Origin of the sequence: Streptomyces sp. NBC_00190, assembly GCF_036203305.1 — a bacterium.
GTDB lineage: Bacteria > Actinomycetota > Actinomycetes > Streptomycetales > Streptomycetaceae > Streptomyces.
Genome location: NZ_CP108131.1, coordinates 6,083,586 through 6,102,768, shown reverse-complemented (window position 1 = coordinate 6,102,768; position 19,183 = coordinate 6,083,586). Strand labels below are relative to the sequence as shown.

19 protein-coding genes are annotated in these 19,183 nt (G+C 71.7%); 10 read left to right on the top strand and 9 right to left on the bottom strand.

Features of this window, described 5'->3' with window-relative positions:
- Positions 1 to 52: 52 nt before the first annotated feature.
- A complete protein-coding gene (locus OG429_RS29045; RefSeq protein ID WP_328928192.1) occupies positions 53 to 1,423 on the top strand; it encodes an aminopeptidase P family protein in 1,371 nt (456 codons plus the stop codon).
- A 33-nt stretch (positions 1,424 to 1,456) separates the two neighbouring features.
- Here the strand turns inward: OG429_RS29045 and OG429_RS29040 are convergent, their stop codons facing one another.
- Positions 1,457 to 2,365 (bottom strand): LysR family transcriptional regulator, encoded by a 909-nt coding sequence (locus tag OG429_RS29040; RefSeq protein ID WP_328928191.1) that lies wholly within the window; start codon positions 2,363 to 2,365, stop codon positions 1,457 to 1,459.
- Positions 2,366 to 2,474: 109 nt separating this feature from the next.
- Here OG429_RS29040 and OG429_RS29035 point away from each other — a divergent pair, with 109 nt between their 5' ends.
- Both OG429_RS29035 and OG429_RS29030 read left to right on the top strand, forming a co-directional pair.
- Complete coding sequence (locus OG429_RS29035; RefSeq protein ID WP_328928190.1) at positions 2,475 to 3,209, top strand: SDR family NAD(P)-dependent oxidoreductase; 735 nt, start codon at positions 2,475 to 2,477, stop codon at positions 3,207 to 3,209.
- A gap of 41 nt (positions 3,210 to 3,250) precedes the next feature.
- On the top strand, positions 3,251 to 3,457 hold the full coding sequence (locus OG429_RS29030) for a tautomerase family protein (protein WP_328928189.1): 207 nt from the start codon (positions 3,251 to 3,253) through the stop codon (positions 3,455 to 3,457).
- 44 nt (positions 3,458 to 3,501) lie between these two features.
- On the opposite strand, the gene OG429_RS29025 is transcribed toward OG429_RS29030, so the two are convergent.
- Together OG429_RS29025 and OG429_RS29020 are read right to left on the bottom strand one after the other, a co-directional pair.
- Positions 3,502 to 3,900: a RidA family protein gene (locus tag OG429_RS29025; RefSeq protein WP_328928188.1), complete on the bottom strand. Its 399-nt coding sequence runs from the start codon at positions 3,898 to 3,900 to the stop codon at positions 3,502 to 3,504.
- Complete coding sequence (locus tag OG429_RS29020) at positions 3,897 to 5,048, bottom strand: acyl-CoA dehydrogenase family protein (RefSeq protein ID WP_328928187.1); 1,152 nt, start codon at positions 5,046 to 5,048, stop codon at positions 3,897 to 3,899. The genes OG429_RS29025 and OG429_RS29020 overlap by 4 nt, the downstream gene beginning before the upstream one ends.
- A 119-nt stretch (positions 5,049 to 5,167) precedes the next feature.
- Between OG429_RS29020 and OG429_RS29015 the strand changes: the two genes are divergently transcribed.
- The 3 genes from OG429_RS29015 to OG429_RS29005 all read left to right on the top strand — a co-directional run bounded on the left by OG429_RS29015 (position 5,168) and on the right by OG429_RS29005 (position 8,581).
- Entirely contained in the window at positions 5,168 to 6,811 is a 1,644-nt protein-coding gene (locus OG429_RS29015) for an AMP-binding protein (RefSeq protein WP_328928186.1), read from the top strand.
- A gap of 4 nt (positions 6,812 to 6,815) precedes the next feature.
- Entirely contained in the window at positions 6,816 to 7,616 is an 801-nt protein-coding gene (locus OG429_RS29010; protein WP_328928185.1) for a PaaX family transcriptional regulator, read from the top strand.
- A 125-nt stretch (positions 7,617 to 7,741) separates the two neighbouring features.
- Entirely contained in the window at positions 7,742 to 8,581 is an 840-nt protein-coding gene (locus OG429_RS29005; protein WP_328928184.1) for a GNAT family N-acetyltransferase, read from the top strand.
- A gap of 573 nt (positions 8,582 to 9,154) precedes the next feature.
- Here OG429_RS29005 and OG429_RS29000 read toward each other — a convergent pair.
- On the bottom strand, positions 9,155 to 10,288 hold the full coding sequence (locus tag OG429_RS29000; protein WP_328928183.1) for an outer membrane protein assembly factor BamB family protein: 1,134 nt from the start codon (positions 10,286 to 10,288) through the stop codon (positions 9,155 to 9,157).
- Between the two features lie 842 nt (positions 10,289 to 11,130).
- On the opposite strand from OG429_RS29000, the gene OG429_RS28995 reads away from it, so the two are divergent.
- Together OG429_RS28995 and OG429_RS28990 are read left to right on the top strand one after the other, a co-directional pair.
- Positions 11,131 to 12,879, top strand: a complete 1,749-nt coding sequence (locus tag OG429_RS28995) for a type IV secretory system conjugative DNA transfer family protein (RefSeq protein ID WP_328928182.1) — start codon at positions 11,131 to 11,133, stop codon at positions 12,877 to 12,879.
- Complete coding sequence (locus OG429_RS28990; RefSeq protein WP_328928181.1) at positions 12,872 to 13,387, top strand: hypothetical protein; 516 nt, start codon at positions 12,872 to 12,874, stop codon at positions 13,385 to 13,387. The genes OG429_RS28995 and OG429_RS28990 overlap by 8 nt, the downstream gene beginning before the upstream one ends.
- A 107-nt stretch (positions 13,388 to 13,494) precedes the next feature.
- Here OG429_RS28990 and OG429_RS28985 read toward each other — a convergent pair whose 3' ends face one another.
- The 5 genes from OG429_RS28985 to OG429_RS28965 form a co-directional block, all read right to left on the bottom strand.
- On the bottom strand, positions 13,495 to 14,283 hold the full coding sequence (locus tag OG429_RS28985; RefSeq protein ID WP_328928180.1) for a helix-turn-helix domain-containing protein: 789 nt from the start codon (positions 14,281 to 14,283) through the stop codon (positions 13,495 to 13,497).
- A 10-nt stretch (positions 14,284 to 14,293) separates the two neighbouring features.
- On the bottom strand, positions 14,294 to 14,608 hold the full coding sequence (locus OG429_RS28980) for a hypothetical protein (protein ID WP_328928179.1): 315 nt from the start codon (positions 14,606 to 14,608) through the stop codon (positions 14,294 to 14,296).
- Between the two features lie 653 nt (positions 14,609 to 15,261).
- A complete protein-coding gene (locus OG429_RS28975) occupies positions 15,262 to 15,810 on the bottom strand; it encodes a hypothetical protein (protein ID WP_328928178.1) in 549 nt (182 codons plus the stop codon).
- A gap of 82 nt (positions 15,811 to 15,892) precedes the next feature.
- Complete coding sequence (locus OG429_RS28970; protein WP_328928177.1) at positions 15,893 to 16,531, bottom strand: hypothetical protein; 639 nt, start codon at positions 16,529 to 16,531, stop codon at positions 15,893 to 15,895.
- 26 nt (positions 16,532 to 16,557) lie between these two features.
- Complete coding sequence (locus OG429_RS28965; RefSeq protein WP_328928176.1) at positions 16,558 to 17,676, bottom strand: bifunctional lytic transglycosylase/C40 family peptidase; 1,119 nt, start codon at positions 17,674 to 17,676, stop codon at positions 16,558 to 16,560.
- A 335-nt stretch (positions 17,677 to 18,011) separates the two neighbouring features.
- Between OG429_RS28965 and OG429_RS28960 the strand changes: the two genes are divergently transcribed.
- Together OG429_RS28960 and OG429_RS28955 are read left to right on the top strand one after the other, a co-directional pair.
- Complete coding sequence (locus tag OG429_RS28960) at positions 18,012 to 18,845, top strand: hypothetical protein (RefSeq protein ID WP_328928175.1); 834 nt, start codon at positions 18,012 to 18,014, stop codon at positions 18,843 to 18,845.
- A 9-nt stretch (positions 18,846 to 18,854) separates the two neighbouring features.
- Positions 18,855 to 19,163, top strand: coding sequence for a hypothetical protein (locus OG429_RS28955; protein ID WP_328928174.1), 309 nt, complete (start codon positions 18,855 to 18,857; stop codon positions 19,161 to 19,163).
- The last annotated feature ends 20 nt before the right edge of the window (positions 19,164 to 19,183 follow it).

Genomic DNA, 19,183 nt, shown 5'->3' with positions numbered 1-19,183 from the left:
ACTGACAAGACCTGTGCGCCCATCAGTTCGCGTCTTCTTGAGGGAGCCCCCCGTGACCGACACCCCCTCCCGCCTCAACACGGGCAGCCACGATCTGCCGGTATCAGATGAGTTGTCCCGGTACATGGCGGGCAATTGGGCCGCTTCCCCCCTGCCCGAGTCCGCCCGCGTCCCCGGCCACGCCGTCACCCCCGCCCGCCGGGCGCGGCTCTCGGCCCGCTTCCCCGGCGAGCGGCTGATCATCCCGGCCGGCGGGCTGAAGGTCCGCTCCAACGACTGCGACTACCGCTTCCGCCCGCACAGCGCGTACGCCTGGCTGACCGCCCTGGCGGGCGAGGACCAGGCGGGCCACGTGCTGGTCATGGAGCCCTCGGGCCCGCACGCGCACGAGGCTGTGCTGTACCTGCGGCCGCGGTCGGCCCGGGGGGACGGCAGCGGGGAGTTCTATCGCGACCGCCGGTACGGGGAGTTCTGGGTGGGCCGCCGGCCGGACCTGGCCGAGGCGGAACGCCTCACCGGCATCCGCTGCGCCCACCTGGACCAGCTCGGGTCACCGGCAGGCCGGGACGCGACCACCGACGCGGAACTGGCCGCCGCCCTCTCGGAGTTGCGCCTGGTGAAGGACGCGTGGGAGGTGGAGCAGCTCCAGCTGGCCGTCGACCACACGACGGCGGGCTTCGAGGACGTCGTACGGGCGCTGCCGCGCGCGCTGGCGCATCCGCGCGGGGAGCGGTGGATCGAGGGGGTCTTCGGCCTGCGCGCGCGGGCCGAGGGCAACGGCACCGGGTACGAGACGATCGCGGCGGCGGGCGCGCACGCGTGCGCCCTGCACTGGATCCGCAACGACGGCCGGCTGAACGGGGACGAACTGCTGCTCCTGGACGCGGGCGTGGAGACGGACACCCTGTACACGGCGGACATCACGCGCACCCTCCCGCTGTCGGGCCGCTTCTCCCCCGTCCAGCGGCAGGTGTACGAACTGGTCCTGGCCGCCCAGGAGGCGGGCATGGCGGCCCTGCGGCCGGGGGCGAGCTTCGGGGACTTCCACCGGGCCGGAATGCGGGTGATCGCGGACGGTCTGGCGGAGTGGGGCGTCCTGAAGAACGCGGAGGGCGACCTGCACCGGCGGTACACGCTGTGCAGCAGCGGCCACATGCTGGGCCTGGACGTCCACGACTGCGCGAAGGCGCGGGCGGAGACCTACCTGGAGGGGGTCCTGGAGGAGGGCCAGGTCCTGACGGTGGAGCCGGGCCTGTACCTCCAGCCGGACGACGAGACCCTGCCGCCGGAGCTGCGCGGCATCGGGGTCCGCATCGAGGACGACCTGGTCGTCACGGCGGACGGCGCACGCCTGATGTCGGGCGCCCTGCCGCGCACGGTGGCGGGCATCGAGGAGTGGATGGGCCGCCTGCTGGAGGGCTGACCCGGACAAGACGCCTTTGTCCGGACAACAAACCTAGCCGCTCACGGGGGCGGTGAGGCTGCTGGTGAGCTCCTCGACGAAGGCGTCCACGTGGGGCGGGCGCGGGCCGGGGCGGGTGGCGCAGAACCATGTGCGGGTCAGCGGCCTGGCGCCGATGCGGACCAGCGCCAGGCCGTGGGAGGACGCGTACGGGGCGGCCACCCAGTTGGGCAGCACCGTCACGCCCTGGCCGCCCGCCACCATCTCGACGACCAGGTCGGTCACCACCGGCATGGTGGTGATCCTGGCCGGGCGGGCTCCGGTGGGGATCGGCAGCGGCATCGACGGGATGCGCTTGGGGTCGTAGAAGTCGTAGAGGACGAGGTCGGCGCCGTCGAAGTCGCGGGCGGTCAGGTGCGCGCGGGAGGCCCACGGGTGTCCGGCGGGCACCACGGCCACCATCTCGTCCTCGAACAGCCTGGTCAGGGACACCCGCTCCATCTGCAGGTCCGGTTTGGTGACCAGCGCGACGTCGACCAGGTCGGCGAGCAGCGCCGGGATCGGCGCGTCGTCGGCGACGGTCTCGATGCGCACGTCGATGTCCGGTTCGCGCGCGCGGAACGCGCGAAGGACGGGCGGCAGCCACGGGAAGGTGGTGCTGCACTGCGCTGTGAAGCGGACCCGCCGGTCCCGGCCGTCGCGCAGCTCGCGCAGGTCACGGGAGGCCGACTCCAGTTCGCCGAGGACGTGGCGGGCGGCCACCAGCAGCCGGCGGCCCGCGGCGTTGGGGATCAGGCGGCGGCCCTTGCGGTCGAAGAGGGGCATGCCGAGGCGGGCCTCCAGCCGGGTGAGCCGCTGGCTGAGGGCCGGCTGGCTGACGTAGAGCCGCTCGGCGGCGGCGGTCAGCGAGCCGGCCTCGGCGGTGGCGGCGAGGAGCTCCAGGTCACGCAGATCCACATCCATAACCTGGGATTATCACATGCTCCAATCTCCGTCGTGGTGTTATGCGTTGAGGGTTCGTACGTTTCTGGTGTCACCGGACGAACCCACCGCCACGAAAGGCGCATGAACCATGAACACCAGCACCGCATTGATCACCGGCTCCTCCAGCGGCATCGGCCTCGACATCGCCCGCGCCTTCCTGGCGAGCGGCGCCAACGTCGTCCTGAACGGCCGGGACCCCGAGCGCCTCGCCAAGGCGGCGGCCGGCCTCGGCCGTCCGGAGCGGACCGCCTGGGTCGCGGGCGCCATCGCCGATCCCCGGACCGGCGAGTCACTCGTCCGCACCGCGATCGACCACTTCGGCCGGATCGACGTCCTGGTCAACAACGCCGGCACCTTCGCCTCCAAGCCCTTCACCGAGGTCACCGAGGAAGAGCTCGACGGCTTCCTGACCGGCAACCTCAAGGGCACCTACCTCACCACCCAGGCCGTGGTGCGGGCGCTGCGCGCCCAGGGCGAGGGCGGCAGCATCGTCAACATCGGCACCGTCCTCGTGGACCACGGGCTGGCCGGCTTCCCGGCCTCCGCTCCGGTGGTCAGCAAGGCCGGTGTGCACGGGCTGACCACGAGCCTGTCCGCCGAGCTCGCGGCCGACGGCATCCGCGTCAACCTCGTCGCGCCCGGCATCGTCCGTACGCCGCTGCACGCGGACTCCGACGTGGACTCCTTCGGCGGTCTCGCCCTGCTGGACCGGGTCGGCGAGGTCTCCGAGATCTCCGAGGCGGTGCTCTACCTCGCGGGCGCCGCGTTCGTCACCGGCCACGCCCTGCGCGTGGACGGCGGCCACGTCACCGGCCGCGCCTGATCCCCCGCCTCTCCCCCGCCGACCAGGAAGGACCTGCCACCGTGCCGTACGTCAACGTCAAGATCACCCGTGAGGGTGCCACCCCGGCCCAGAAGGCCGAGATCATCGCCGGGGTCACCGACCTGCTGGTCCGGGTCCTCGACAAGGACCCGGCCACCACGTTCGTCCTCATCGACGAAGTCGCCCTGGAGGACTGGGGCGTGGGCGGCGTCCGCACGGACGAGTACCGCCGCCGCACGCGCGGATAGCCGGTTGCGCGGCTAGCCGTATGTGCGGCTAGCCGTGTGTGCGGCTACGGCAGGACCGCGACGCCGTCGAGTTCGACCATCGCCTGTTCGTCCCAGAGGCGGACCACGCCGATGACGGCCATCGCCGGATAGTCGCGGCCCGCCAGCCGCCGCCAGATCCGCCCGAGTTCGGCGGCGCAGTCCCGGTACGCCGGCACGTCCACCGCGTAGACGGTCACGCGCGCCAGGTCGGCCGGCGCGCCGCCGGACTCCGCGAGGGCGGTCAGCAGGTTGGCCAGGGCCCGTTCGAACTGCTCGGGCAGGGTCTCGCCCACCACCTTGCCCGCTGGGTCCAGCGCGGTCTGGCCCGCCAGGAACACCAGCCGGGAGCCGGTCGCCGCCACCGCGTGCGAGAAGCCCGTCGGCGGCGACAGCTCGGCCGGGTTGATCCGCTCCAGGCTCATCGCGGCGCCACCGCCCGGTACATCTCCTTCGCGATGATGGTGCGCTGGACCTCGCTCGCGCCCTCGTAGATCCTCGGGGCCCGCACCTCCCGGTAGAGGTGTTCGAGCAGGTGGCCCCGTCGCAAGGCGACGGCTCCGTGGAGCTGGACCGCGTGGTCCACGACGTACTGGGCCGTCTCCGTGGCGAGGAGCTTCGCCATGGCCGCGCGCCGCGGGACGTCCGGCGAGCCGCTGTCGTACGCCCCCGCCGCCGCGTAGACGAGGAGCCGTGCGGCCTCGGTGCGCGTGGCCATCTCCGCCACCCGGTGGGCCACCGCCTGCAGGTCGCCGAGCACGCCGCCGAAGGCGGTCCGGCCCGCCGTGTACGCGAGCGTCGCGTCGAGCGCGGCCCGGGCCATGCCGACCGCGAACGCCCCGACGCTCGGCCGGAAGAGGTTCAGCGTGTCCATCGCGACCCGGAATCCGCGCCCGGGCTCGCCGAGCAGGTCCTCGGGGCCGACGGGGACGCCGTCGAAGGTCAGGGAGCCGATCGGGTGCGGGGACAGCATGTCGAGCGCCTCGCCGGTGAGCCCGGGCCGGTCCGCCGGGACCAGGAAGGCCGACACCCCCTTGGCGCCCGGCCCTTCGCCCGTCCGGGCGAACACCGTGTAGAAATCCGCCTCCGGGGCGTTGGAGATCCAGCACTTCTCCCCGCTGAGCCGCCAGCCGCCCCGGCTCCGGCCCCCGGCCGCGCCCCCGGGATCGGGGGCCGCCTCCAGTGCCAGTGCCGCCGCGTCCGAGCCCGCCCCCGGCTCGCTCAGCGCGAAGGCGGCCACCGCCCGCCCGGCGCGCACCCCGGGCAGCCAGCGCGCGCGCTGCGCCTCACTCCCCGCCCGCAGGACCGGGTACGCCCCCAGTCCTTGGAGCGCGAGCGCCGTCTCGGCCTCCGTGCAGCCGTACGCGAGGGATTCCCGCAGCAGGCACAGTTCCAGCGCGCCGGAGGTGAACACCCGTTCCAGCAGACCCAGTTCACCAAGCTCCGCCAGCAGCGGCCGATTGATCCGCCCCGGCTCGCCCTTCTCGGCCAGCGGCCGCAGCCGGTCGGCCGACAGCGCGCGCAAGTGCGCGCACCATTCCTCCTGGTCCACCCCGAGCGCGAATCCGGTCATCCGAACATCCCCGCTTCTATCGCGTCCTGTTGACTGCCGTCACCATCACGATACGCTCGTGTGGTACCGCACGGCCGGCTCCACCCAAAATCCGGACGTCGCAAGGGGGCGCACCCGCCTTGGAGCTCAAGCCTTCCGCTCACGCCGACACCTTCGCCCGCGACCATCTGCCGCCCGCCGACACCTGGCCGGAACTCCTCTTCGAGCTGCCCGAACTGGCCTACCCGGACCGCCTGAACTGCGCGGCCGAACTGCTCGACGCCACCATCGCCCGGTTCGGGGCGGGCGGCGCCGACCGCCCCGCCCTGCGCAGCGGCGCGGGCGAGGTGTGGACGTACGGCGGCCTGCGCGAGCGCGTGGACCGCCTCGCCCACGTGCTCACTGTCGATCTCGGCGTCGTCCCCGGCAACCGGGTGCTGCTGCGCGGGCCCACCGGCCCCTGGCTCGCCGCCTGCTGGCTCGCGGTGGTCAAGGCGGGCGCGGTGGCGGTGACCGTACTGCCCCAGCAGCGCGCCCAGGAGCTGGCCACGGTCTGCGCGATGGCGCGGGTGGGCCACGCCCTGTGCCACGCGGACGTGCTGGACGACCTGGTCAAGGCGGAGGTGCCGGGGCTGCGGATCACCGCGTACGGCGGCGAGGCCCCGGACGATCTGCTGCGCCTCGCCGAGCGGCACGCGGGCAGACCGTTCCCCGCCGCCCCGACCTCCTGCGACGACGTCGCCCTGATCGCCTTCACCTCCGGGACCACCGGACGGCCGAAGGGCTGCATGCACTTCCACCGCGACCTGCTCGCCGTCGCGGACACCTTCTCCCGCCGCGTTCTGCGCCCCCGCCCCGACGACGTCTTCGCGGGCAGCCCGCCGCTCGGGTTCACCTTCGGCCTCGGCGGGCTGGTCGTCTTCCCGCTGCGGGCCGGGGCGTCCGCGCTGCTGCTGGAGGAGGCCGGGCCGCGCCACCTGCTGCCCGCGCTCGCCGAGCACCGGGTGACGGTGCTGTTCACGGCGCCCACCGCGTACCGGGCGATGCTGGACGCGCTCGGCCCGTACGACGTGGGCACCCACGATCTCTCCGCGCTGCGCCGCTGCGTCTCCGCCGGGGAGAACCTGCCCGCCGCCACCTGGCAGGCCTGGTACGAGCGCACCGGCCTGCGCATCATCAACGGCATCGGGGCGACCGAACTGCTGCACATCTTCATCTCCGCCGCCGACGAGGACATCCGGCCGGGTACGACCGGCCGGGTGGTCCCGGGCTGGCAGGCACGCGTGGTGGACCCCTACGGCCGGCCGGTCGCGGACGACGAGCCGGGGCTGCTGGCGGTACGGGGCCCGGTGGGCTGCCGCTACCTGGCCGATCCCCGGCAGGGGGAGTACGTACAAGGCGGCTGGAACCTGACGGGCGACACCTACGTCCGCGACCCGGAGGGGTACTTCCGCTACGTCGCCCGCGCCGACGACATGATCATCTCGGCGGGCTACAACATCGCGGGCCCGGAGGTGGAAGAGGCCCTGCTGCGTCACCCCGACGTGCTGGAGGCGGCGGTGGTGGGCCGACCGGACGAGCGACGCGGGCAGGTCGTGGTGGCGTACACCGTCACGCGTGACGGTGCGGTGCTCACGGAGGAGGACCTGCGCACCTTCATGCGGTCCGAGCTGGCCCCCCACAAGTGCCCGCGCTCCTTCGTCTTCCTCCCCGCCCTCCCCCGCACGGCGACGGGCAAACTGCAACGCTTCCGCCTGCGGGAACCGGGACAGGTCCTAGAGTGAACCCGTGGCCGAGCAGCACACTCCGCGATCTCTGATCGTCACGTTCTACGGCGCCTACGGGCGGGCCTTCGAGGGACCGGTCCCGGTGTCCGAGCTGGTCCGCCTGCTGGGCGCGGCCGGCGTGGACGCCCCATCGGTCCGCTCGTCGGTGTCCCGGCTGAAGCGGCGCGGCTTCCTGCTGCCCGCGCGCGCCGCCGACGGCTCGGCGGCCTACGAGCTCTCCGAGGAGGCCCGCCAGCTGCTGGACGACGGCGACCGGCGGATCTACGGCAGCCCTCAGTTGTCGGACGAGTGGCTGGTGGCGGTGTTCTCCGTCCCGGAGCAGGAGAGGAACAAGCGGCACCTGCTGCGCTCCCGGCTGGCCCGGCTCGGCTTCGGCGCGGTGGCGCCGGGCGTGTGGATCGCCCCGGCGGGGCTGGCCGAGGAGACCGGCCACACCCTGGAACGGCTGCACCTGACGCCGTACGTGGAGCTGTTCCGCGGCGCCCACCTCGGCTTCGCGCCGACGGCCGAGGCCGTGGCCCGCTGGTGGGACCTGACGGCCCTGGCCAAACAGCACGAGGAATTCCTCGACCAGCACGAACCCGCCCTGCGCGCCCTCCAGCCGGGCCCGGAACCGACCCCGGAGGAGGCCTACCGCGGCTACCTCCTCGCCCTGGACAGCTGGCGGCGCCTGCCGTACGCCGACCCGGGCCTGCCGCGCGCTCTGCTGCCGTCGGACTGGCCGGGCGACCGCGCGGCAGCCGTGTTCTCCGAGCTCCACGCGCGGCTGCGGGACGCGGGGGCGCGCTTCGTACAGCCGTGACCGACGACGGCCGTTCGTCTTCCACGTCTCCCCACCGCCCCGCGATCTCGTCTGAGGCACGGCACGGGCCGGCCCCCCGTTGAAAGTCGGATGCGCGGGGCTCCGGGGCCGCGCGAGGATGGGCCATGACTTGGACCTTCACTTCGGACCTGGCGGCCTATCTGGCCGCGGCGGGCCCGGCCGTGGCCGCGGATCCCGTCGGCCATACCGCCCTGCTGACCGTGACCGACGCACTGGAGCGGCGCGGGACCGCCGCCTACGGGGCGGACGAGCCCTTATTCGGCTGGTGGACCGGCGCCGACGGAGTCGTTGCCGGGGGCCTGTTGTGCACCCCGCCGTTCCCGCTGCTGCTCAGCGCGGTGCCCGAGGACGCGGTCCGGGCCCTCGGGGCCGCTCTCACCACCGAGCCGCTGCTCGCCGGACTCCACGGGATCAACGCCCGCCGCCCGGACGCGGAGGCACTGGCCGAGGCCTGGGGGCGACCCACCCGGATCGCCGAGGAGACCCGCCTGTACCGGCTGGACGGCCTGGTCGCCCCGGATCCCGCGCCGGCCGGGCACGCCCGGCTCGCCGCCGAGGCGGATCTGCCGCTGCTGACGGCGTGGATCGACAAGTTCAACGCCGAGGCCGGGATCCCGGGCTCCGCCTCCGAGGCGGTCCTGCGCGACCGGATCTCGTACGACGGCATCCTGCTCTGGGAGCACGGGGGCGCCCCGGTCTCGCTGGCCTCCTTCAACCGCCCGATCGGCTCGGCCGCCCGCGTCGGCCCGGTCTACACCCCGCCGCAGGCCCGTGGCCGCGGCTACGCCGCCGGGGTCACGCACGCGGCGAGCGAGGCGGCGTACGCGGCCGGTGCCTCCGAGGTACTGCTCTTCACCGACCTGGCCAACCCGACCAGCAACGGCATCTACCTGCGCCTGGGCTACACCCCGATCGAGGACCGTGTCGAGGTGGTCCGCGTCTGAGCGGCCCGGCCCGCAGGCCGCCGCCTGCCGTGGCCGAAGCCTCGGCCACCGCGCCGTTGCGCGCGGCGCATGGGCAAAGCAGAGTCGCCCGCTGGCTGTGGTCGAGCAGCCGTTGGGCTTGCGTTCATCAGGTGCCGGCTGGGCGTGCCAACGGCAGTCCGGTGGTCCAGGGCCGGGAGGTCTGCCTCCGCAGGCCGGTGAACCGTGCTCGGCGCTCTCCTGCCGGGCAGGCACCCCCCGGGAGGGGGACACGGTCCTCGTCGGCGCGGCGCGGCCGGGGTCGGCCTGGGGGCCCTGCTCTCGGTGACATGGCCGACACGTTCGATCATGCGCCGGACTCCCATGCACGGAGTGGGAGTCAGGACCGCCGCCGTCCTGCTGGTCACCGTCGGGCCGCTGGCCGTGACCACTGCCCCAGATTCGCCGGAGGCCTGAAGGCCCTTCGGGGCCACGTCGCCATCCTGACGGCCCGAGTACGGGCCCTCACCAGGGGTGCTGCTTCCGACCCGGGCGACGGCCGGGCAAGGAGGCGAGAGCGCCAGATCGATCACCGCCTGCCCCGCCAAGGACGCGTTAACCGGCAGTCTGGTAGGCCATCAGCTCGTTGCTGGACGCGTCGATGGCGATGGCGATGTAGCCGTTGACGAGGTCCGGGGCGATGCCCGGCTGAGCCGGCACATCCGCACCCGTACGGGCGTCCAGGGCCACGGTGCCGCTGCCCGTCCTGCCGTAGACCCGTCCGTGCCACACCGAGGTGACCCGGGGGGCGATGCGGTCCGCCTTCTTGTCAGGGAGCTCCCAGAGGGTTGCCCCGCTGGTGCCCTCGAAACCCACGGCGTGATCCCTGCCGAAGCAGACCACAGTGTCTGCGCCGTCGTGATCGCACCTGGACCCCTGCACGGCCTTCGACAGGTTCTGCTTGACCGCCCCGGTCATAGGGTCGAGGAACTGCTGGTAAGTCGTGCGGTAGTCGGACTTGTCGCTTGCCGTGAGGAAGACGAGGTGTGGCCCCGCCGACTGCATGTCGAGCCGGTAGAGCTCTTCTCCGTGCCATCGCTCGGCACCGGTGGTGAGGTCGTACCCGACGGCAGTGGAGTAATCGTCGATCGGCTTGTTCCTCTTCTCGCCCGTCACCATGCCCTCCGTGACCGCGGAGGCTTTGAACATGTCCTGGGTCCACAGCACGCGATGGGCGGTGAGATCGATGGCGTAGGTGGTCGAGGCGGAGTAGACCACCGAGTCTTTGTGGGCGAGCGTGACGACGGCGACGTTGCCAGAGGATCCGACGACCGAGACAGTCAGCGGGCTCAGCACCTCCTTCGTCCACTCCGGCACCTCGAACGGCAGCCGCCACGCGAATTTGCCAGTGGCCGCGTCCGCCGCAACGATCTCCGCCGAGGTACGCGCGGACTGCGTCCCGACCGCGGCCTGCCGCACCAGGAACGGAGCGAGGACCAGTGGGGAGGTACTACCCCCGGTGACGACAGGCGGCGCTGCCCCGTTGGGGCTATTTCGCGTGAGCTTCGCGAGCGGTTCGCCTTCGGGGGTGATGCTGTCCTTGGTCTCGGCATTGGTGGTGTCGAACGCCAGCAGCCGGTCTGGGGTGGCTACATACGCCATCTCGTGGTGGAGGACTACTGGACTCCGCGTGTTAGACAGCCATGTGCCACCCACGCTCAGCAGACCGGAGGATGCCTCCCACGGCATGAGGACTCCCGACGGACTGAACTTCGCCGGGGGGTCGTGGGCGACGCGCGGGGTCACGGCCGGTCCGCTTGTGCTGGCCGGTGGGGCCGCGTCAACGCGGTCCGGCGCCTTGGTACACCCCGCTGTGGCGGCCATCATCAAGGCTGCACCGACTGCGAGACACCGGCGTACACGAGTCGACTTCAAGCGCTCATCCTCTCGGGAAACAAAAGATCACCCTAGGGGAGGCTGACCGGATCCGGGATCGATAGGAGGCGGGCCGTCACCGTTGGAGCCAGGTCACGCGCCTGTGCGGCCGCGGCGTCGATGTCCTGGCAACGAGGTTGTACAGGGTCTGGGGCGGGCTGGCCTCGGAGATCCACTCCCGCAGCAGCGGCCCAACATGCGTGGGGACAGTACGTCAGGCGGCGGCAGAAGGCTCAACCTCCCCTCGGGCGCGGGGAGCAGAGTTCCCGATGTGGGTGGTAGTGCGGGCGGCGGGGTTCATCGCCGCGTCTGCAGGGTCGAACCCCAGTCGATCGAGACCCCGGACATGGGCGACGACTGCTGCCCTCGCATGGCGGGAACACGGTCGCTGGCCCCGGAGGCAGCATCCTCACGCTCCGTTCCGGGGTCTGGTGTCTGGCCGAGGACCCTGCCCTCATCGCGCGGCGGCCCTGGTCGATACCCTCGCAACGGGCTACGGGGCGCCGGCGCGGGCGAATTGGGAGCTCACGCCACCCCCGCCCGACGGTGAGTGGCCGGTCGCGGCGCGTGTGGCCGCCCCGGACGCCGCTCCCCCTCCCGCGCACCCGCTGCCCGGAGTAGTCCGGCAGGAGACAGACAAGAGGATGGTGGCCTGAGTGGCCGAACCCAGTACATCGGCGTCCGCCGGGCTCGACGACAACTCCGTGCTTGCCCTGTACGGGATCGGCGCCGTCGCGGTGGTCGGCGGGGCCAGCCTGCTCGCAGGGCCCCTTGCCTCGTTCCTCTCGGGCCGGGGCTGGGCACACGCCACCCAGGACCTGCCCACGACCGCGCTCTCCGCACTGGTCAAGGGCCCGGCTTCGGTCTATCAGCCGGACCCGCCGAGCTGGCTGTTCTACACCCTGATGGCGGTTCTCATCCTGGTGCCGTTCCTGGTGTTCCTGAGGATCCTCAGGCTGTTCAGCTCGCGCGGCAGCGCGGGTGGCGCGCAGTGGGGCGGGCCCGCCGTCGAGCGTCGGCTGGCCGCCCCCAAGGATCCGGCGAAGCGGGCCAACCGGATCACGGCCGGCCGAGGGATGCGCACCAAGAAGATCGTGGCCGCCCAGCCCAACATCTCCGCCACCGTCTTCGGCGTACCCGGCTCGTCGAAGACCACCGGACTGGTTCTGCCCAACGCCGCCGAGTGGCAGGGTCCCTTGGTCGTGACCACCACCAAGGCCGCCGACCTCGACATCATCTACGCCCGCCGCCGCGCGCTCGGACCGGTCTGGGTCATCGCCCCGGCCGGAATCCCCGGCCGCGCCAGCGACCACTGGTCCCCGGTCGACTACTGCACCGACGCCAAGGCCGCCGACCGGATGGCCTCCTGGATGGCCGAGGCCTCCGCCTCCGGCGACGACCAGCGGGCCGCACCGTGGATCGACCAGGCCAAGAACGTCCTCAAGGGCGTCCTCCTCGCCGCGAACCTCTCCGGCACCGGCATCAACGGCATGCGCCGCTGGCTCTCGCTCGGCAAGGACGCCGTCGACCACGTCCGCGCCGTCCTGCTCCAGCACGGCTACGCCGAGGTCGCCGACGACTACGCCTCCCCGTGGCTGCGCCTGCACGAGGACGGAGTCGGCTCCATCCAGTTCAGCCTCAACGTCCTGGCCCGCGTCTACGCCGACGAGGAAGTCCGGGAGACCTGCGCCTCCTCTGACTTCACCGCCGCGCAGTGGCTCGAGGAGAACGGCACCATCTGCCTGATCGCCTCCGAAGCCGACGCCGACCGCTTCGCCCCACTGCTCACCTCACTCATCGCCTCCGCCATCCACGGCGCCGAGGTCCGCTACAACGCCACCGGCAAGGCGCTCGACCCCGGCGTCGGAGTCCTCGTCGACGAGGCCGGCAACATGCTCCGCTACCCCCGGCTGCCGAACATCCTCACCACCGGCCGCGGCATGGGCATCACCGTCCTGACCGTGTGGCACGACCTGTCCCAGCTCCGCGACCGCCTCGGTGTGCAGAAGGCCAACACCGTGCTCTCCGCGTCCGGCCTGCGGATGCTCCTGCCCGGCTGCGGAGACCTGGAGACGCTGCGGTACTTCTCCGGCCTCTACGGGCGCACCGAGGTCCTGAAGACCTCCCACGGCCGATCCCGCGGCGAGCGTTCCACCAACACCTCCGCGACCGAGACCGACCTCGCCCCCGTCCACTCCCTCCAGCAGCTCCCGGACTTCACGGCCATCGCGCAGTACACGAACCTGCCGCCCATCAAGGTTCGGATGCGGCTGACCTTCCGCGACAGGGACATCAAGAAGCTGCTCGCCGTGCCCCCGACCCCGCCCGGGCCCTCGGCGGACGCCGTCGGCCTGGTGAAGGCGCCCGCCTCCACCACCGCCCCCGAGGAGGCCGGCCGTGTCTGACCCGCTCACCGATCCCGCCGACCTGTGGCCCTCGCCGCCCACCGCGAAACGGGGCGAACCGCAGCGCTGGGTCTGGGCCGCCATGGAGCCGCCCGAGCGCCGTCTGCGGATGCGCGAGCTCGCTGGCTGGGTGGACTGGCTGCGTACGACGTTCGAGCTCCACAACCAGATCACCCACTGCTGGTACCTGCACTCGGCGGTCGTGGAGCATCTGACGGCCTTGTACGCGGGGTGGATGCGCACCTACGTGGGCGAGGAGGGACCAGCCCGCGAGCTCGCCGAGGCCGACTGGATCAACACCCTGCACGCCTTCACCCCTCGGTTCCAGCTGGCCGCGTGCGCGACCGGCCGGCATCAAGAGGCTCCGCCCGTGGTTCCCCCACCGCCGGGCGCGGACGAGGCCTTCGAGATGTACCTGTCGGTATCCGAGACGATCACGATGGCCGCCGTCCATCCGGCGGCCGCCGAGCTGGGCCGCCGTGAGGCCGCGCTCAACGCGCCGCTGTAGCGCGGACACAGGAAAGGAAGGACGGAGCGAGGGGCCCGCGGCGACAGCCGGGGTCGGGCCCCTCCCCCTCGCAAGCGAGCAGAGATGTGCTCGGCGGATGCGACTCCCTACGAAATCTTGGCGCGCAGGTGCTTGCCGAAGACCTCGTGGTCGAGGGTCACGAAGGACTCGTAGAGCAGCCGGTCCCACATCGCCCCGGGCGTCGCGCGCTCACTCTGCGAGGCGCCGGGGATGGAGTGGACGATCTCGGCGAAGGTCCGCGGATCCTGGTGGACCACCGAGTTCCTGAGGAGCCGCCACTTCTCCAGGCGCTCGGTCCTGGTGACCACGAACCGCCCGGGTCCGACCACCCTGTTCCAAGCGTCCAGCCAAGGTTTGTGCTGCTTCTCGGGGACGCTGCACGCCCGGAGGAAAGCTCCCATCTGGGCGGGCGTGGTCGGCAGCGCCTGGCGGTTGACGATCCGGGAAGCGCTGCTCAGAGCCAGCCATTCCTTGCCCGCCCTGCGCTGCATCTCGCGCAGTGAGGGAGCGCCGTCCTTCTGGTACAGGCTGACCAACGCCTGACTCAGTTCCCCCTCGGTGCCGATGAGCGAGGGGCTGGGCAGACCCCGGCCGGTGAACCCCCGCTCGGCAGCCCGTGCCCGCCGCCAGTAGGCCTTGCCCGCGGCGATCTCCAGATCGCCGGCCCCGCACGCCCTGATGTACCGGACGACGGTGACCTCGGTGGGGGTCTTCCTGCCGGCGGCAGCGCGCTTCAGCGTCGCGGACGACAGCCCGCTCCGCAGGGAGAGCTGCTCGTAGGTGAGCTCGGCCGCCACCCGGCACTGGCGCAGCTGAGAAGCGAGGTGGCCGCGTTCGGGAACGGAGAAGTCGACGGGGTTCTCGGAGCGTCCCATGACCGTCCCCTCACTGGCTCACACGGAGTACGAGCTCCGCGAGGCCGGTGATCAGCTTCCTTCCCCCGCTGGCCGCGATGAGGACGGCGGATCCGATGCCCCCGCAGTACGCGAGGAGAGGGTAGATCTCGGAACTCGGCATGCCGGTGACGGCCAGAACCGTGCCGAGTACGGGGAAGGAGATCACGCCCATCACCAGGGGAAGGGTGAGGCGGGGTGGCTCTTCGGGGCGGGGTAACTGCGCGACGGCGGGCTCGACCGCGCTGGAGCCGGGGTTACTGGAGCTGGGCGCGCTGGAACAGGGTGCGCTGGGCTTCCTGGGCATGTAAGGGCAGTCCTCACTATGGGTGGACTGGCGAGACGCCGACAGGTGGCGCCTCGCCAGCGGCTACTGGCTGCAAAAGGCGTGCACGCAGGGGTATTTGGCGTTCCCCCCACGGCTGTGGTGCCGTTCCCAATCATCTCAGCCCCGTGACCATGAACGGCCGGACAGGCGAGGTCGCCGGGCCTTTTGGCTCACCGGCGTTCCATCGGGACGACGCTGTGAGACGCCGTGAACGGGCCAGTCCTGGAACAGTTCTCAGTCGCTCCTGAACTGGGAACTCTGTGACCGGCGGGCGTCCGGGCCGTGGACTCGGCACACCGTGATGGGCTCTTTTCGGCCACAGGTACGGCTATGAGCCATGTGTTGGCTCTGCTTTGTCCAAGTCAAGCTTGTGTTCCGGTCCCCTCCGAATGACGCTGGAGCAACCAGGCCGGTGAGGCACCGCTTGGACAGTCCCCCTGACGGCTACTGGCTGCAAACCCTGCCGCGTGGGACCTCGGCTGCTCCGCGTTGGCGCGTGGACCGCCCTGAGGCTGTCACCTCCCAGAGGTGACAGCCTCAGCTGTTTCCTCCACAGCGCCGGGGTGTCCGGATGTCCGCTGTTACCGGACTTGGTCCGTTCGCCATCAAGGCTGGATCGCGTGGTGTGGCGGCTACAGGCCTGCAGCGGGGCGGGCGCGTTCCCACTGCTCCTCGAACTCTTCCCGGGTGATCTCCTGGCCAGCCAGTTCCGGGTCGAAGAAGTCGACGACCGGTGGGTTGAAGGGCCAGTCGTCAGGCCCGCTCCTGATGAGGCCGCTCCCGTCCCCAGCCAGCTCCACTTCCCGGGTCCGGCGCCCGTCGGATTCCACCTCCATGAGGTAGACGGGTCCGCCGTCGTCCTCGTCGTCCCAGTGGCGCCGCACGTACACGATGCTCCTGTCCGCGAGTGCGCCGAAGCCCGGACGCCCGCGCTGCGCGTCACGTTTGGCACGCAGGCCATCCAGACCTGGAGGCATGAGTGGTGCGTCGATGTCGACTTCTTCGAGCTCGTCGTCCTCGGCCCAGGTCACCGTCTCCGGCCGGGTGACAACCTCGGCCCACGCGAACGTCTCGAGGATCTCCCGGGCCGACCGCGCGTGGATCCACCACCATGAACCGCCCATCCCGTAGTCGTGCAAGACGAGGAAGCGTGTTTTGGCCGCAGGGTCTGGAGGAGTCATAGGAACGGAGCCTAACGACGCCGTCACCAGCCCTATTCACCTGTTTGGCCCACCTTGGGTGGCAGACGGTTCAGATTCGGCGTCAGCGGACACCGGACGCTGGGACGCCTCCGGGGAGAGCGGCGATGGCGCGGCGGGTGCGGTGGGCCGCATCGGAGTCGGGGCCCAGTACGTCGGTCACGGTATCCAGCAAGGTGGTCGCCACGGCCAGGGCCCGGGCGGGCTGGAGGGTGCGCCACATGCTGTACGCGCGCCGGGCTGCCTGTTGGGTGCCCGGAGCGTCAGGGCCCTGGAGCGCGCCGCGAAGGCGGAGGGCGTGCAGGTACCAGGCCAGTCCGGTCTCCGCATGCCCGGTCAGATCGGCGAGGTAGCCGCGGATCTCCCGGACCTGGACGGTGTCGAGGTGCAGTTCGCCGAACTCGGCGGTGACGGCGGAGTCCAGCTCCTCGGCCAGCAGAACGGCCTTGTCCTTCTGCGCGGCGCCGACCGCGCTTCGGATCGCGGCCAGGGCATCTTCCACGAAGCGGCTGTCGGCGGGCGACGGCGCGGCCACCGCATCTGCGGCCGCCGATGCCTCCACGACTCTGTCCCCGGCCGCCGCCGGTTCCTCCACGACGCCCTCCTCGGCCACCGCCCCGGCGACCGGATCCTCGGGGGCGGCTCCTCCGGTCCAGAACGCAGGGCTGACGACGCCCCAGGGGTGGTACAGCTGCTCGGCCATGGTCGTGCTCCCGCTCCTCAGGTCCGTCACCAGTTCACCACCCGCCGGATCGCGACCGCCTTGACCATGTAGCTGGTGGAGTTGCGCCAGCTGTCGTACGGGACGATCCGGGTCCGGACTCCGGTGCGGGGTGCTTCGATGATCATGCCCTGGCCGATGTACATGGCCACATGGCCGGGGGAGCTCTCGTTCCCGTCCGAGCCGGGGTTGAAGACCAGGTCCCCGGGCTTGGGGTGGTCCAGGTCGATCCGGATGGGCAGGTCGATCTGGTCCCACGTGGTGCGGGGGATGGTGATTCCGGCCGCCTTGTACGCCTGTTGCATGAGGGAGGAGCAGTCGCACCACCCGGCGGGGTCTTCGCCGTGGGCGTTCGTGCAGGTGCCGCCGAGGTTGTACCAGCCGCCCTTCTGCTTGAGCGCCCAGGCCACGGCCGTCTGCACCTGCGGAGGAGTGTCCGGAGGGAGGGAGAACCCGGGCGGGAGGTCGACGGGACCGCCGCCCCCGCCGGTCTGGGTGTAGAGCACGGAGCGCGCCATGATCGCCTTGACGTAGTTGTAGGTCTGCCCTTCAGCGAAGCCGACCGGGGGTACCCCGCCGAACTGCTCGACCCTTCCCCAGCCGGCGTTGTACCCGGCGAGTGCGAGCTCGATGGCCGATCCGTTGTACTCCGGGTGCTTCTTGGCTGTCTTGAGCAGCCCGCACATCATCGATCCCTGGGACGGGATCGCGTCCTTCGGGTCCATCACGTCCTTGTCGCCGTCGCCGTCACCGTCGATCCCCTCGGTGGCCCACGTTCCCGGAATGAACTGCGAGATCCCGGAGGCGATGGGATTACCCGCGCTGTCACGGGAGACCGCGGTCGGGTCGAAGTTGGATTCGGCCCAGATCTGGGCGGCCAGGATCGCGGGCGGCAGACCCTCGTCGCAGCGCGCGGCCGCGTCCGTGATCAGTCCTGCGTACTCGGCCGGGACACCGTCCTTGCCCCCGATCTTCAAAGAGCCCGCCGTCGGCCACGATCCGCCGAGACCCGGGCTCTTGTCGTCGTCGGCGAACGCGGCCACGACCAGGACCACACCCAGGCCGATGGCCATCGGTGTGGCGACGATGGCCGCTGCGGCGGCGGCCATCAGCTTCTTGGCATCCACCCCCCTGCACCCCCTGCCCCCATGGCCAGCCCAGCCCCCGGCCGGCCAAAATTGTTTGCTTCATGAAATAAATCTTGTGCCACCTCGACCGGCCCCTACGTGCGGGCCGGGAGGTCTGACAGTGCCTGACACTATGCCATCACAGGTCAGGGGTCCGCCTGGTGGATATGGAAGAGCGCTGCGCGGCGAGGCATGTAGTGTTCATACGCGCTTGATCCTTCCTCGATCGGCGCCCAAGAATTGCGCACGCAAATATTGGATGCGCTTCTACGGGGGGGTTAGTGGGGAAACGTACCCATTTCCTGCCGGAGCTTCCTGTCGAAGCACGGCTGATCGTGCCTGTCCTGGCGCCTTCGGGCGGGGCCGGCCGCTCGACGCTGTCCTGCCTGCTGGCCGGCGCGCTGGCGGGTACGGGCGAGACGGTGGTGCTCGACACCGCAGCACGCCTCACCTCGCCCTGGCCCGCCTGGACTTCGGACCGCGTGGGGGGCGGCCTGGCCGCGCTGCCCCCCTCGGCTCCGCTCTCGCGGGAGACCGTCCGGGCCTCCTGCATGCCACTGCGCGGCCCCGTGGCCGACTTCGAGGTGCTGACCGACGGGCGGGAGTGGTCCGCTCCACCTCTTGACCTGCCGTCAGACCCCGCCGCCTGGTACCAGTTGGCAGCCATCGGCGGGTGGCGGACGGCGGTTGTGGACACCGCGTACCCGATCACCCATGACCTCCTCACGGCGCGCTGCGCGGATGTCCCCGGCCTGACACGGACCTGGACCGCGCTGCCGTACGCGGTGCCCGTGCTGTGCGCCGCCGCCACGGCGGAGGGCGTGCAGTCGGTGCAGCAGGCCGTGATGGTCATGTCCGCCGAGGGTCTCCCGCTGCACCGTGCGGTCGCCGTTCTCGTCGCGACCGGTGACGGCCGACTCCCAGCCGTGGTCCGCGCGGCCGCCACCATGCTTTCCGGGCGGACGGCCGCGGTCGTCCACCTGCCGTACGACGCGGGGGTGCGGGCCAGCGGCCTGCGCTCCGGCCGCGTCCACTCCCGTACCCGGCAGGCCGCCGCGCAGGTCGCGGCCGCCGTGCTGGCCGCGGCCCATCAGTCCTGGGGCGATCCGCTCCCGCCGGCTCCGCAGCCGGCGGTCCTTCGCCCCGTTTCCCCTGCAGTTCCTGCCTAAGAGGTCCGCATGAGCATCAAGAATCTGGCCGCCGGTGTGCTGGCCGACGGTCCGGTCCCCGCGTTCACACCGACGGTTCCGTCGGAACTCAACACCGCCGTGGGCACGGTCCTGGGGTGGACGGCCGGTGTCGGCCTGGCCCTCGCCGTGATGGGCGGCCTGCTGTCCTGGGCGGCCATAGCCGTCGGACACAACAGCTCGAACGCGCAGCTGGCTGCGCGCGGCAAGACGGGCGTCCTCGCATCCCTGGTCGGCGCCGGCGGGATCGGCGCGACCAGCGCCCTGATCCTGATGGCCTACAACCTCTTCGGCAAGTAATGGGGCGCGACTCCGACCTC